This is a genomic window from Cupriavidus sp. IK-TO18, from assembly GCF_015549295.1.
Classification (GTDB): Bacteria; Pseudomonadota; Gammaproteobacteria; order Burkholderiales; family Burkholderiaceae; genus Cupriavidus; species Cupriavidus oxalaticus_A.
On record NZ_JADGMP010000006.1, the window covers coordinates 256,317 to 269,675 of the forward strand.

The window sequence follows — 13,359 nt, forward strand, 5'->3', positions numbered from 1 at the left end:
CTCCTCTCCCACAGGGAGAGGGAAGCAAACAACAGCAGTTGGGAAGCAAACAACAGCAGTTCTTCGCTTACAGGCCCAGTTCGCTCAACCCAGGATGCCCGTCCGGGCGCCGCCCCAGCGGCCAGTGGAACTTGCGATCCGCCTCCCGGATCGGCGCATCGTTGATGCAGGCGAACCGGCGCCGCATCAGTCCCGCCTCATCGAATTCCCAGTTCTCGTTGCCATACGACCGGTACCAGTTGCCGGAATCGTCGTGCCATTCATAGGCAAAACGCACCGCGATGCGGTTGCCGTCGTGCGCCCATAGCTCCTTGATCAAGCGGTAGTCCAGTTCCTTCTGCCACTTGCGCTGCAGGAAGGCGACGATATCCGCGCGGCCCTTAACAAACTCGGCACGGTTGCGCCAGGCACTGTCGACGGTATAGGCGAGCGCCACGCGCTCGGGGTCGCGGCTGTTCCAGCCATCTTCGGCGGCGCGGACCTTGGCGACGGCGGAATCGTGGGTGAAAGGAGGCAGTGGCGGGCGGATTTCGGGTTGGGCGGACATCGGCGTTCTCCTGCAAAGCAAAAGGTGGACGGGTTGGCGGCCTGGATCGGCGCTCGAAACGAGTTGCAATGATACAGACCTGTCTCATTATTTGTAGACAGATCTGTCTTGTCAAGGCGATTTCTCGTGCAGAATTCAAAAGCAAGACCCGGAGTGCCACCGCCGGCTACCCGGCCTAAAGTGGGCACCATGCAAGCCAACACCGGAGAACGGCAGTGACGACCAAGCAGGCACAGCGCCACCAGCCACGCGCGATGGCGGTAGGCGGGCCACGCCGCCCCGTGCCGGCCCCGCAGGAAATCGGGCGCCAGCCGCCAGTGCGAGCGCCCATCGGCGCGCGCGTCGATGGCATCGACTGGGCCACGCTGGAACGCGAGCTCGACGCGTACGGCTGCGCCGCCATCCGGGGCCTGCTCGCCGAAGCGGAATGCCGGGCGCTCGCCGCGCGCTACCAGCAGGACGGGCTGTACCGCTCGCGCATCGTGATGGCGCGGCACGGCTTCGGCCAGGGCGAGTACAAGTACTTCGCCTATCCCTTGCCCGACATCGTCGGCGCCTTGCGCATGGCGCTGTACCCGCGCCTGGTGCCCGTCGCCAACCGCTGGAACGCCGCGATGGGCGTCGACACGCGCTTTCCCGCCGTGCACGCGGACTACCTGGCGCGTTGCCACCAGGCCGGCCAGTCGCGTCCCACGCCGCTGCTGCTGCGTTACGGCCCGGGGGACTACAACTGCCTGCACCAGGACCTGTACGGCGAACATGTGTTTCCGTTGCAGGTGGCGGTGCTGCTGTCCGAGCCCGGACGCGATTTCACCGGCGGCGAGTTCGTGATGACCGAGCAGCGCCCGCGCATGCAGTCGCGCGCCGAAGTGGTGTCGCTGCGCCAGGGCGATGCAGTGGTGTTCGCCGTCAGCCAGCGGCCCGTGCAAGGCAGCCGCGGCAGCTACCGGGTCAACCTGCGGCATGGCGTCAGCCGGCTGCATGCGGGCCAGCGCTACACGCTCGGCATCATCTTTCACGACGCCAGCTGAGGATCGACATGCCTGCATCCATGCCAGGGCCGCGCCACAACGCCGGCAGCACCGACAACAAATCCGCCATCGAGAACGACCCGCGCTGGGCGCGCGTGCTGGCGCGCGATCCCGCCGCCGACGGCAGCTTTGTCTACGCGGTCAAGACCACCGGCGTCTATTGCCTGCCCAGCAGCCCGTCGCGGCTGCCGCATCCGGCCAATGTCGAGTTCTTCGACAACGCCTCGGCGGCCGAAGCCGCAGGCTACCGGCCAAGCCGCCGCGCCGCGCCGCCCGCGCTGGCCGCACAGCACGCCGCCATGGTGGCCGACGCATGCCGCCGCATCGAAGCGGCCGATACCTTGCCCGCGCTGCCCGAACTGGCGCGCGCCGCCGGCGTCAGCCCCTACCATTTCCACCGGCTCTTCAAGGCCGCGACCGGCCTGACCCCGCGCGCCTACGCGGCCGCGCACCGCGCCAGCAAGCTGCGCACGCAACTGGGCAGCAGCGAATCGGTGACGGAGGCCATCTACGACGCCGGCTTCGGCTCCAACAGCCGCTTCTACGAGACCGCGGACGCGGTACTCGGCATGACGCCGTCGCGCTACCGCGCTGGCGGCGCCGGCACGGATATCCGCTTCGCCATCGGCCAGTCCGCGCTGGGAGCGATCCTGGTCGCGCAGAGCAAGCGCGGCGTCTGCGCGATCCTGCTGGGCGACGATCCGCAGGCGCTGCTGCAGGATCTGCAGGACCAGTTTCCGCGCGCCAACCTGATCGGCGGCGACGCGCGGTTCGAGCAACTGGTGGCGCAGGTGGTGGGCTTTGTCGAGGCGCCAGCGACCGGCCTGGCGCTGCCGCTGGACGTGCGCGGCACCGCCTTCCAGCAGCGCGTCTGGCAAGCGCTGCAAGAAATCCCGCCGGGCAGCACCGCCAGCTATGCCGAGATCGCGGCCCGCATCGGCGCGCCGCGGGCGGTACGCGCGGTGGCGCAGGCCTGCGCGGCCAACCACCTGGCGGTGGCGATTCCTTGCCATCGCGTCGTGCGCAGCGACGGCGGCCTGTCAGGCTACCGCTGGGGCGTTGCGCGCAAGCGCGATTTGCTTGCGCGCGAAGCAAAAGGCTGAAGCTTGCGCTATCGGGCCGCCGCCAGCTGGACCTTGGCCAGGTAGTCGTGGATCTGCGCCACCACCGCGGCGCCCTCGCCCACCGCGGCCGCGACGCGCTTGGTCGAGCCCGAGCGCACATCGCCGATGGCGAAGACACCCGGCACGCTGGTCTGCAGCGGATAGGGCACCGCCGCCGCGCAGCCAAGTTCGCCGCCTCCGGTGCGCACAAAGCCCTTGTCGTCGACCTCGACATGGCAGGTGCGCAGCCAGCTCGCGTTAGGGTCCGCGCCGATGAACAGGAACAGGTGGCGCACGTCCATTTCCACCGGCGTGGGGCTTTCGCCCGGCGCGTCGTAGCGCACCCGAGACAACCAGCCATTGCCCATCAGCGCGGTGATATGCGCATGGGTATGCAGCGTGACATTGGGCAGCGAACCGATGCGGTCGATCAGGTAGCGCGACATGGTCGCTGCGAGCCCGGGGCCGCGCACCAGCATATGCACGTGCGCGGCATTCGACGCCAGGTAGACCGCGGCCTGCCCGGCCGAGTTGCCGCCGCCGACCAGCATCGCGGGTTCGTTGCGGCACAGCTTGGCCTCCACCGGCGAGGCCCAGTAGTAAACACCGCGCCCTTCGAAACGCTCCAGTGACTCGATGCCGGGCCGGCGGTATTGCGCGCCGGTGGCGATCACCACCGTATGGGTCGGGATCATGCGTCCGTCGACCAGCTCCAGCCGGATCGGGTCGGTGCCGCAATGCAGGGCCTTCACTTCCAGCGGGATGGCGATATGCGCGCCGAACTTCAGCGCCTGCACGAAGGCGCGTCCGGCCAGCGCCTGCCCGGAGATGCCGGTGGGAAAGCCCAGATAGTTCTCGATGCGCGCGCTGGCGCCAGCCTGGCCGCCAGGCGAGCGGCAGTCGATCACCGCGACCGACAGCCCTTCGGATGCCGCATACACCGCTGTGGCCAGGCCAGCCGGCCCCGCGCCCACCACGACCACGTCATAGACATGGTGCGGGTCGAACTCCGGCAACAACCCCAGGCATGACGCCAGCTGGCCCTCGTCCGGCGCGCGCAGCACGCGGCCGTCGGGGCAGATCACCAGCGGGAAGTCGCTCGCGGGCGCGTGGGCGTACTCGAGCAGCAGCGAGCAGTCGCCGTCCACGTCCATGTCGATCACGGTATGCGGGTAGCCGTTGCGCCGCAGGAACGCCTGCAGCGCCAGCAGCAGCGGCTCGGTGCCGTGGCCGACCAGGACCGGTCCGCTGCCGAACTCGATCAGGCCGACGCGGCGCAGGATCAGCGCGCGCATGATGCGCTCGCCCAGCTCGGCCTCGGCCACCAGCAGCGCGCGCAGGCGCTCGGGCGTGATTGCGTAGCCGTCGGTGTCGCTCAAGGCGACGCCGTCGACCAGGGCCGGCCGGCCGCTGAGCGTGCCGACCTCGGCCAGGAAGTGGCCAGGTCCCTGTTCAGTGATCGTGTGCTCGCGTCCCAGCCCGTCGCGGCGCACGATGCGCACGCAGCCGCTGGTGACGAGGTACATGCCACGCCCGGTCTGGCCGATCGAGAACAGCTTCTCGCCGGCGCGCCAGCGCTGCGGCGTGCCGAAGCGCTTCACCCGTGCCATGTCTTCGGCGCCAAGCTGCGGGAACATCTGGTGCCAGCGCGACTCCAGAGTGGAGTACGGCGCTTCCAGGCCGGCGCCGTCGGACGTTGCGCCCGCTCCGCCAGCCTCGCCATCGGTGGCACCTGTTGCCATCGCTTCCGCCTGTGAAATCGCCATGTTGGCCCCCCAGTAGTCGGTACGCGCGCAGCCGGTGGCAGCGCGGCCTATCGATAGTAGACGGCACGCCGCAGAATGCGAGGGACGAACCAGGCGCAAACCGCGGCGCGGCAGCGCCGGCATGGCATAGTTGCGCCTGGCGCTGCCTTGCGCTTGAATGGGAGCGCGCCGCCAGGCCGGCAGGCGCCGCCCGAGTCCAACCCAGAGTCTTGATGCAACCCGATTCCGTCTCCGACGCCAGCCAGCCTGGCGAACGCCCCGCCCGCCCCGCGCCGCGGCCCCTGTCAGCCGTGGAAGGCCGCGTGCTCGGCGTGCTGGTGGAAAAACAGCACACCGTCCCCGACACCTATCCGCTGTCGCTCAATGCCCTCGCCTCCGGCTGCAACCAGAAGACCGCCCGCGCGCCCGTCATGAACGTGAGCGAGCCCGAGATCCTCGACGCCATCGACGGGCTCAAGCACCTGAGCCTGGTCTTCGAGGGCAGCAGCAGCCGCGTGCCGCGCTTCGAGCACAATATGCAGCGCGCGCTGGCCGTGCCGAGCCAGTCAGTCGCGCTGCTGGCAATGCTGTTGCTGCGCGGGCCGCAGACCGCGGCGGAATTGCGCCTGAACACGGCGCGCCTGCACGCGTTTGCCGATATTTCGGCGGTGGAGGGGTTCCTGGATGAACTGGCCGAGCGCGAGCCGCCCTTCGTGGTCCGGCTGGCGCGTGCGCCCGGCGCGCGCGAGCACCGCTGGATGCACCTGCTGGGCGGCGATGCGGGGCTGGAAGCCGCGCAGGAGGCGGCTTACGGCGGCGGCCAAGGTAGTGCCGACGCGGGCGCCGGGACTACCGGCGAACTTGCCCAACTGCGCGCGGAACACCAAGCGCTCTCGGAGAAGGTCGCGCGCTTGCAGGCCCTCGTCGACCATATGGCCGGCCAGCTCGGGATTGCTCCCGACGAATTCCTGGAATAGCGCACCCAGAACTTTCCGCGTCCCGGCATGCTCTGCCGGGGCCCCGGGTACTGCCAGCGAGGATCCTCCTGAGGCCAGCCGTGCCTGAAGTTGTGGAAAATTTGCGCCTGGCGGTTAATTGCATTATTCAGGCACAGAACGCCGACGTGACGGACCGGCGCTTCGGGGACACCATCATGCCGAGCCGGTCCGGTGTCGGTTATGCTTTTGCCAGGGTCGCGACACGCGAGCCGACATGCAAGGGGAGACAGCGCGGACGCACCGCGCCATCACGACAGCCATGGACAAGACAGCCTTCGTATTTGCCGGCGGCGGCAGCCTCGGCGCAATCCAGGTCGGCATGCTGCGCGAGCTGGTGGCATGGGGCGTGACGCCCGACATCGTCATTGGCGCCTCGGCAGGCGCGATCAACGGGGCCTATTTCGCCTGCAACCCAGGCGTTGCCGGCGCCGGCCAGCTGGACCAGTTGTGGCGCGGCATCCGCCGCGCCGACATCATGCCGTGGGGCTGGCGCAGCGTGCTCGGCATGGTCGGGCGCAGCCGCGGACACCTGGTCGAGTCGGCGGGCCTGCGTGCGCTGCTGGCGCGGCATTTCGGGCCGCGCCGGCTGGAAGCGGCCGAGCTGCCCCTCCACGTGGTCGCGACCGACATGAACAGCGGCGATGAGGTGCTGCTCTCGCGCGGCAACATCGTGGATGCGGTGCTGGCCAGTGCCGCCATTCCCGGCGTGTTCCCGCCGGTGCAGTTCGAAGGCCGCACGCTGATCGACGGCGGCGTGGCCAACAATACCCCCGTATCCACCGCGGTCGCCCTCGGCGCCACCCGAGTGATCGTGCTGCCCGCGGGCTTCACCTGCGCCGAGCGCCGGGCGCCGCGCGGCGCGCTGGAACATGCCTTCAATGCGCTGTCGCTGCTGGTGGCGCGCCAACTGGTGAACGACCTGCAGCACTTTGCCGACCGGGCGCATATCAGCGTGGTGCCCCCGCTGTGCCCGCTCGATATCTCGCCCTACGACTACACGCGCTGCGGCGAACTGATCGACCGCGCCGCCGCCACCACCGCCCGGTGGCTGCAGGCCAAGGGCCTGGAGAGCCGACATGTCCCGGGCGCGCTGCACGTGCATTCGCACGACGACGCGTCGCCCAGCTGCAGCACCGATATCCCGGCGGCCGCTCCGCACTGACGGCGCCCCCTGGGGGCAGGCTCCGGCACGTTGCTACAATGGCCGGCATGCCGTCCCAGACCGAGCGCAGCGCGAGTACCCGCCAGGGGCCCTGATCGAAGCCGCCGCAGCCTTGCTGATCGAGCAAGGCTATGCGAGGGCTTCAGGGCAGCCGCGCCAGCAACCGGTCGCGCCAAGTGGGTGGCAGCGCCAGCCGTCCTTGCGTTCCCGCGGCCGGGGACGCGTAAACCAGCGCCTGGCCATCCCAGCTCACGTGGATCGGACCGACGCTGGTGATGGTGCGGTGCGCCAGCAAGTGCTCGCGCCCGTCCCTACGCCCATCGCCCCGCCCTTCGCCATACACGCGCAACAGCAACCGGTCATGGCGCAGGTAACAATATTCCGCGGCGTAGCGCACAGCCGCATCCACCGCCGGCAGGTGCCGGCAGTTGTGGGCACCGGCGCGCTCCCATGCGCCGTGCCCATAGACAATCGCCGTCCAGATGGCGCCGAGCGCGGCCAGCCGGCCAATGGCAACGCGGGCCAGGCGCTGCGCCCGTTCGCGGCGCCCCTCGCGTGTGGCCAGCACCTGCAAGATGGCGCGGCCGGAAAAGAACGACAGCAGCAGCAGGGCCACCGCAGCCAGGTGGAAATAGAAGGCCGATTCCGGCAATGCCGCCAACGCATGGTTCATGACCCGTCCCCGGAAAATGCCGGCGACCAGCCAGGGAAAATCTGGCTGGAATTGCCGCGCCAAAATCCTTCCATACCCACCCGGAATGAATCGGCGGCATTCATTACCGGATATCCAGAATAACCCGCCAGCGTCAATCCAGCATAATCAAGCGGCGCGCCTGCGCCAATCCGGTAAATCACCGTGCCTGATAATCACATCAACTGGCCTGGCCTTATGTCCTGGCCGCCAGAGCCGCCAGCAACTCAACCAGGCGCGCGCAGGTCGGTTCGAAAACCGCGCGGAGTGCCATCACCGTGCCGGCATCGCCACCGCGGGCGGCGTCTTCCATGCGTTGCGCCAGCCCGCGCAGCGAGTCGCAACCGACATAGTGCGCAGACGATTTCATCCGATGTGCGATGCTGCCGCACGTTTCCAGTTCGGTGCCGGCGGCGCGCAATTGTGCCAGGTCGTCCTGCGCCGACGTCACCAGCGCCTGCAGCAATTCGGCTGCGAACCCCTTGTCGCCGAGGGTCTGCGCGGCAATCGCAGCCGGGATCGCAGCCGCCTCGTGCGCAGGGAGCGCAATGTAATGGCGCTCGGCCAGCATGGCAAGAATCGCCGCTTCGGTTGTAGGCACCGGCAATCGGGCCACGAAGGCACCATGGTCCGCCGGTTTCCCGGGCGGTACCGCGACCGCGCACAGCGCGCCGGCGGCATGCCAGCCTTCCAGCAGCGTGGGCGGCACGGGCGCGCCCGGCCCCGCGATGACCAGCCCGGCCTTGCCGGCCGATGCCTGCGCAAGTGCCGAACCCGGCGCGGCGAGGTGCGGTGCAAACCCCAGCCGCTGCAGCAGCGACGCCACGCTGGCGGCCCACTGTCCGTCGTGCAGGGCGGCAATCAGCAGCGCGCAGTTCATGGCAACTCCCTGGGCAATGCGAATGAAACCAAGCCCGCCATGCTAGCCGATCGCAATATGGTGGCGCCGCGCAAAATCGATGACATCCACGATCGAGCGCGCCCCCAGCTTTTCCATAATCCGCGTCTTGTGGGTGCTGACAGTCTTATTGGAAATAAACAGGACTTCCCCAATCTCCTTGTTGCTCATCCCTTTCGCCAGCATTTGCATGATAATCAGCTCCTTGTCCGACAGGCTGGCCAGGCGCAATGCCTCATCGCCGAACTCGGATTTTCCGCCCTCGAGTTCGGGCATTACCGTGTAGCCCGCCAGCACCGATTCGGCGCAGCGCACGATTTCCGAAATCTCCTGGGTCTTGCTCACGAAGCCATGCGCGCCCGCCTGGCGCGCGCGCGGGGCAAAGGTATTCTGGTCCTGGCCCGAGATCACCAGGATGCGCACGCCCGGATGCACGGCCTTGAGGCGGGGAATCACGTCAAGGCCGTTGATCTTCGGTATGTCCAGGTCGAGGATCACCACGTCGGGCGCACACTGCCGCACGATTTCCACGGCGGCCTGGCCATTGTCTGCTTCCAGTACATGCGTGACGCCCAGCACCTGGGACAAGTGGGTCTTGAGGACGACTCGCACGGGCGGATGATCGTCGACGATCAGGATAGTGGCCACTGCATTTACTCCATTGCAAACTTTTCTGTGCCTTCGCGAAGGGCGCGAAGAAGTCAGGCGTTGCAGAATTGTGCGCAGCATTTGCCCACGAATACACCTGAAGATTCCGAGGCGTGAAAGGAATCTTCCTATCTTCGTGAGCGGGCAAGCGGGTTGTGCTGATTGTCCTATGCCGGCCCGTGTTTCGGTCGCGAGCGATGCCGCATGGATGGAGCGCGCAGGCATTGCGGTTGGCAGGGCGAATCATAGCGCCGCAATCACACTCGCAATGTGCAGAGAGCGTCGCCGGACATGCATAACTTCGGCGTGGGCGCACACTAAATCCCCGCTGCAGGCCCGCCCTTGGCAGCGCGTTAGGCACTGTCGGCACTCGAATCGGAAATTTCCACAGGCATTTTCGGCATTGTCTGAATGAGGTGGTGCAGCTTGGCTCATAGAGTGAATACCAGCCGCATTTTCCTGGTTCGCCTTGCCCCGCCTGTCCTGCCTTTCCCTCCTTTCCTGCTTGCCGGTCCGTTCGAAATCCCCCAGCACGGCATGCCGCGCCCCATCGCCACCCCGCCACGCCATTGCCGTGTTGCATCGTTGGGCCGCGATGGTCCTGTTCGCTTTCTCGACCGGCGCCGTGGGCCAGACCATGGCGCCGCTGCGCGCCGCGTCGCCTGCCCATGAACGCCTGTACGGCTGGGCCGCGATGCTGTTCTGCGGCCTCAGTGCATGCTTGCTGGCATGGATCGCCGTGCTCCATCGCGAGGTTCGCCGGCGCCGCGCGGCCGAGAGCGCGCTGAACGACCATATAGCGATCCAGTCGGCGCTGCTTGACGGCATTCCGCAGCCGGTCTACCTGCGCGATGCCTCGCTGCGGCTCATCACCTGCAACCGCAGCTACGAGGAACTCGTCGGCGTCACGCGCGAGCTGCTGCGCGGCCAGCCGCTCGATGCGCCGGGCCATGCGCATCCCATCGTCACCGACATGGCCGAGCTGGCGCGCGACTACCGCAAGGTCCTCGACGATGGCGCGCCGCTGCGAAAGGACCGTTGCCTGCAACTCGACGGGCGCAGCCATCATGTGCTCAACTGGATTACGCCGCTGCGCGGCGCCGACGGCAAGGTCAAGGGCCTCGCGGGCGGCTGCGTCGACCTGACCGAACGCCACGACATGCTGGCCGAACTGGCACTCGCCAAGGCCGAGGCGGAAGCCGCCAACCGCGCCAAATCCACCTTCCTGGCTTCGGTCAGCCATGAGATCCGCACGCCGATGAACGCGATCACCGGCATGCTGGAGCTGACACTGGCGCAATGCCAGCTGCCTGACCGCGACCGCCTGCAGCTGGTGACCGCGCATCAGTCGGCGCTCGGCCTGCTGGCGCTGATCGACGACATCCTGGACTTGTCAAAGATGGAGGCCGGCAAGTTCAGCGTCCACCCGGCGCCGGCATCGCTGCCGGCGCTGGTCAACGACACCCTGCTGATATTCGGTCCCGTGGCCGAGCAGAAGGGATTGACGCTGACCGGCGAAACCGGCGCCGGCGTCGCGCCGCTGCACCAGGTCGACGGCCTGCGCTTCCGGCAAATCCTGGGCAACCTGGTGTCCAACGCCGTGCGCTTTACCGACCGCGGGACGATCCATATCCAGCTCGAAGCCGAGCCGGCCGAGGACGGCAAGCAAGGCGTGACGCTGACTGTTACCGATACGGGCATCGGCATACCACCGGCGGCGCAAGCGCGGCTGTTCGAGCCGTTCGCGCAGGTACACGACCAGTCGCGCGCGCACGCAGGCGGCACCGGGCTCGGCCTGGCGATCTGCCGGCGCCTGGCGAGCGCGATGGGCGGACAGATTGCGCTGGCCAGCCAGCCGGGCCAGGGCACGCGCGTGACGGTGTCGTTGCCGCTGGCGCTGGCCGACGCCGTCGCTGCCGAGCCGGCGCAGCCGGTGCCAATGCCGGGCTGCGCGCGCTGCCATGCCCGCATCCTGGTGATCGACGACCACGCGCCCAACCGTCTGCTGCTGCAGCGCCAGCTGGAGTACCTGGGCCACCATGTGGCTACCGCGAAGGACGGCCGTGACGGGCTGGCCAGGCTCGATGGCGCAGTGTTCGACGTCGTGGTCTGCGACTGCGCGATGCCGGTGATGGACGGCCTGGCGTTCGCGCGTGCGGTGCGGGGCCGTGATGACGCGGTCCGCGACGTGCCCATCGTCGGCTGCACCGCCAGTGCCGTGGCGGAAGACCACGCCGCCGCGCTGGCTGCCGGCATGAATGCGGTGATCGTCAAGCCGGTGGGCCTGCAGGATCTGGACGAAGCGGTGGCACGCGCCTGCAGCGGCCGCCTTCCGCCGCCGCGGCCGTCGATGACGGTGCATGCGGTGCGATCCGAGCCGCCCGCCGAAGATGCGCCGAACGCCGGCAAGCCCGGCTCCTGTGCGGCCTGGTGTGCCGTTTGCCGCGCAATGAACGTGGCGTGCGACCGGATCGACACGGTCCCGGAGTAACGGGAACCCATCCGGTTTCAGGCTTCCACCGGCACGGCGCTGGTGCACTTGATCTCGTCCAGGCAGACGCTGGACTTGACCGCGCTGACGCCCGGGATGCGCATCAGCGTATCGAGCAGGAAGTCAGACAACGCCTTCAGGTCCTTCGCGACCACCTTCAGCACGTAGTCGATATCGCCGGTCACGGAAAAGCACTCCTGGATCTGCGCCAGTTCCGCCACCAGCCGCTTGAAGTTGGACAGCTCGCGGATATGCCCGCGCTCCATCGTCACGTGGATAAAGGCAACGACACCCAGGCCGAGGGCAGCGGCATCCAGCCGCGCTTCGTAGCGCTTGACCAGCCCGGCCTCTTCCAGGCGGCGGTGGCGCCGCAGCGTTTGTGCCGGAGACAGCGCAATTGCCTCGGCCAGCTCCAGGTTCGAGGCGCGCGCGCGCTCCTGCAAGACCGCCAGCAGTCGGCGATCGGTACGGTCCAGCTCGATCGTTTGCACTTTGATTTCCTCACTTCAGAGATTCAAGCAATTTGATTTCATAAGCTAGGGTTTCCCTGCGTGGCTAACGAAATCCAATTTTGCTGGGCAGAATATACACTGCATCCCAAGCCAGCGACATAAAGCCAGCGCCAAGACCAGGTACGCCGGCATGACTGGCGGCGGCGCCACCCGATCCTGGCAGCGTCGCCACTGCAATAATATTTCCCGACTGACCGGTTCTGAACGCCCCCATGACCATGAACCTGCCTTCCCAGCCTGGCACGCCGGGCGCCAGCGCCAACGGCGCGGAGCGCTGAACCGGAATCCCGATCTTCGGCGCGCGCCCGTCCTGCCCGACGGCACTCTGCGGGCGCCGCACCGATCCAATCATTAACTTCCCTTAGTGAGAAAGCCATGGCCGACCTGTTTGACAACCCGATGCAACTGATGGGCTTCGAATTCGTGGAATTCGCCTCGCCCACCCCGAATGTGCTCGAGCCGCTGTTCGAGCAGATGGGCTTCACGCTGGTGGCAAAGCACCGCTCCAAGGACGTGGTGCTGTACCGCCAGGGCGAGGTGAACTTCATCGTCAACCGCGAGCCGCACAGCCACGCCGCCTACTTTGCCGCCGAGCACGGCCCGAGCGCCTGCGGCATGGCCTTCCGCGTCAAGGATTCGCACAAGGCCTATGCCCGCGCACTGGAACTGGGCGCGCAACCGGTGGAGATCCCGACCGGCCCGATGGAACTGCGCCTGCCCGCGATCAAGGGCATCGGCGGCGCGCCGCTCTACCTGATCGACCGCTTCGAGGAAGGCAAGTCGATCTATGACATCGACTTCGAGTTCATCGAGGGTGTCGACCGCCACCCGGTCGGCCACGGCCTCAAGCTGATCGACCACCTGACGCACAACGTCTACCGTGGCCGCATGGCTTATTGGGCCAACTTCTATGAAAAGCTGTTCAACTTCCGTGAAATCCGCTACTTCGACATCCAGGGCGAGTACACCGGCCTGACCTCCAAGGCCATGACCGCGCCGGATGGTAAAATCCGCATTCCGCTGAACGAGGAATCGTCCAAGGGCGCCGGCCAGATCGAAGAGTTCCTGATGGCCTTCAACGGCGAGGGCATCCAGCACATCGCCTTCCTGACCGACAACCTGATCGAGGTCATCGACAATCTGCAGCTCGCGGGCGTGCCGCTGATGACCGCGCCGAACGACTACTACTACGAAGCGCTGGACACGCGCCTGCCCGGCCACGGCCAGCCCGTCGAGCAACTGAAGTCGCGCGGCATCCTGCTGGACGGCACCACGGAAGGCGGCAAGCCCCGCCTGCTGCTGCAGATCTTCTCCAAGACCGCGCTGGGTCCGGTGTTCTTCGAGTTCATCCAGCGCCGCGGCGACGAAGGCTTCGGCGAAGGCAACTTCAAGGCGCTGTTCGAGTCGCTGGAACGCGACCAGATCGAGCGCGGCACGCTCAAGGTCGAGGCCTGACCGGATCGGCCTTCACTGACCGGCCGCCTGTGCCAGGCACCAGCCGGTTCCGGTAAGCGAACCACTCACGCGGCAGTC

At 67.5% G+C, this 13,359-nt stretch carries 12 protein-coding genes; 6 read left to right on the plus strand and 6 right to left on the minus strand.

Annotated features, from left to right (window positions below; translation table 11 throughout):
• Positions 1-67: 67 nt before the first annotated feature.
• Entirely contained in the window at positions 68-547 is a 480-nt protein-coding gene (locus tag IPF36_RS05070; protein ID WP_133093316.1) for a nuclear transport factor 2 family protein, read from the minus strand.
• Between the two features lie 215 nt (positions 548-762).
• Between IPF36_RS05070 and IPF36_RS05075 the strand changes: the two genes are divergently transcribed.
• Both IPF36_RS05075 and ada read left to right on the plus strand, forming a co-directional pair.
• Entirely contained in the window at positions 763-1,578 is an 816-nt protein-coding gene (locus IPF36_RS05075) for a 2OG-Fe(II) oxygenase (protein ID WP_368671115.1), read from the plus strand.
• Positions 1,579-1,586: 8 nt separating this feature from the next.
• Positions 1,587-2,681: a bifunctional DNA-binding transcriptional regulator/O6-methylguanine-DNA methyltransferase Ada gene (gene ada, locus IPF36_RS05080; RefSeq protein WP_240745776.1), complete on the plus strand. Its 1,095-nt coding sequence runs from the start codon at positions 1,587-1,589 to the stop codon at positions 2,679-2,681.
• An 8-nt stretch (positions 2,682-2,689) separates the two neighbouring features.
• On the opposite strand, the gene IPF36_RS05085 is transcribed toward ada, so the two are convergent.
• Positions 2,690-4,447 (minus strand): FAD-dependent oxidoreductase, encoded by a 1,758-nt coding sequence (locus IPF36_RS05085; RefSeq protein WP_195427455.1) that lies wholly within the window; start codon positions 4,445-4,447, stop codon positions 2,690-2,692.
• A gap of 212 nt (positions 4,448-4,659) precedes the next feature.
• On the opposite strand from IPF36_RS05085, the gene IPF36_RS05090 reads away from it, so the two are divergent.
• Together IPF36_RS05090 and IPF36_RS05095 are read left to right on the plus strand one after the other, a co-directional pair.
• Complete coding sequence (locus IPF36_RS05090) at positions 4,660-5,403, plus strand: YceH family protein (RefSeq protein WP_135703865.1); 744 nt, start codon at positions 4,660-4,662, stop codon at positions 5,401-5,403.
• 280 nt (positions 5,404-5,683) lie between these two features.
• A complete protein-coding gene (locus tag IPF36_RS05095; protein ID WP_135703864.1) occupies positions 5,684-6,586 on the plus strand; it encodes a patatin-like phospholipase family protein in 903 nt (300 codons plus the stop codon).
• Between the two features lie 142 nt (positions 6,587-6,728).
• Here the strand turns inward: IPF36_RS05095 and IPF36_RS05100 are convergent, their stop codons facing one another.
• The 3 genes from IPF36_RS05100 to IPF36_RS05110 all read right to left on the minus strand — a co-directional run bounded on the left by IPF36_RS05100 (position 6,729) and on the right by IPF36_RS05110 (position 8,823).
• The gene (locus IPF36_RS05100) at positions 6,729-7,259 is read right to left on the minus strand and encodes a hypothetical protein (protein ID WP_135703863.1); all 531 of its coding nucleotides are present in this window, start codon (positions 7,257-7,259) and stop codon (positions 6,729-6,731) included.
• A 214-nt stretch (positions 7,260-7,473) separates the two neighbouring features.
• The gene (locus IPF36_RS05105; protein WP_135703862.1) at positions 7,474-8,157 is read right to left on the minus strand and encodes an Hpt domain-containing protein; all 684 of its coding nucleotides are present in this window, start codon (positions 8,155-8,157) and stop codon (positions 7,474-7,476) included.
• A 42-nt stretch (positions 8,158-8,199) separates the two neighbouring features.
• Positions 8,200-8,823, minus strand: coding sequence for a response regulator transcription factor (locus tag IPF36_RS05110; RefSeq protein WP_133093342.1), 624 nt, complete (start codon positions 8,821-8,823; stop codon positions 8,200-8,202).
• 574 nt (positions 8,824-9,397) lie between these two features.
• Between IPF36_RS05110 and IPF36_RS05115 the strand changes: the two genes are divergently transcribed.
• Complete coding sequence (locus IPF36_RS05115; protein ID WP_240745775.1) at positions 9,398-11,314, plus strand: PAS domain-containing sensor histidine kinase; 1,917 nt, start codon at positions 9,398-9,400, stop codon at positions 11,312-11,314.
• 17 nt (positions 11,315-11,331) lie between these two features.
• Here the strand turns inward: IPF36_RS05115 and IPF36_RS05120 are convergent, their stop codons facing one another.
• Entirely contained in the window at positions 11,332-11,805 is a 474-nt protein-coding gene (locus tag IPF36_RS05120) for an Lrp/AsnC family transcriptional regulator (protein ID WP_063240375.1), read from the minus strand.
• Positions 11,806-12,201: 396 nt separating this feature from the next.
• Between IPF36_RS05120 and hppD the strand changes: the two genes are divergently transcribed.
• The gene (hppD, locus tag IPF36_RS05125) at positions 12,202-13,281 is read left to right on the plus strand and encodes a 4-hydroxyphenylpyruvate dioxygenase (RefSeq protein ID WP_133093322.1); all 1,080 of its coding nucleotides are present in this window, start codon (positions 12,202-12,204) and stop codon (positions 13,279-13,281) included.
• The last annotated feature ends 78 nt before the right edge of the window (positions 13,282-13,359 follow it).

Coding starts and splice junctions, on each gene's coding strand:
- IPF36_RS05070 (WP_133093316.1), bottom strand. CDS start 547: ATGTCCGCCCAACCCGAAATCCGCCCGCCACTGCCTCCTTTCACCCAC.
- ada (WP_240745776.1), top strand. CDS start 1,587: ATGCCTGCATCCATGCCAGGGCCGCGCCACAACGCCGGCAGCACCGAC.
- IPF36_RS05085 (WP_195427455.1), bottom strand. CDS start 4,447: ATGGCGATTTCACAGGCGGAAGCGATGGCAACAGGTGCCACCGATGGC.
- IPF36_RS05090 (WP_135703865.1), top strand. CDS start 4,660: ATGCAACCCGATTCCGTCTCCGACGCCAGCCAGCCTGGCGAACGCCCC.
- IPF36_RS05095 (WP_135703864.1), top strand. CDS start 5,684: ATGGACAAGACAGCCTTCGTATTTGCCGGCGGCGGCAGCCTCGGCGCA.
- IPF36_RS05100 (WP_135703863.1), bottom strand. CDS start 7,259: ATGAACCATGCGTTGGCGGCATTGCCGGAATCGGCCTTCTATTTCCAC.
- IPF36_RS05105 (WP_135703862.1), bottom strand. CDS start 8,157: ATGAACTGCGCGCTGCTGATTGCCGCCCTGCACGACGGACAGTGGGCC.
- hppD (WP_133093322.1), top strand. CDS start 12,202: ATGGCCGACCTGTTTGACAACCCGATGCAACTGATGGGCTTCGAATTC.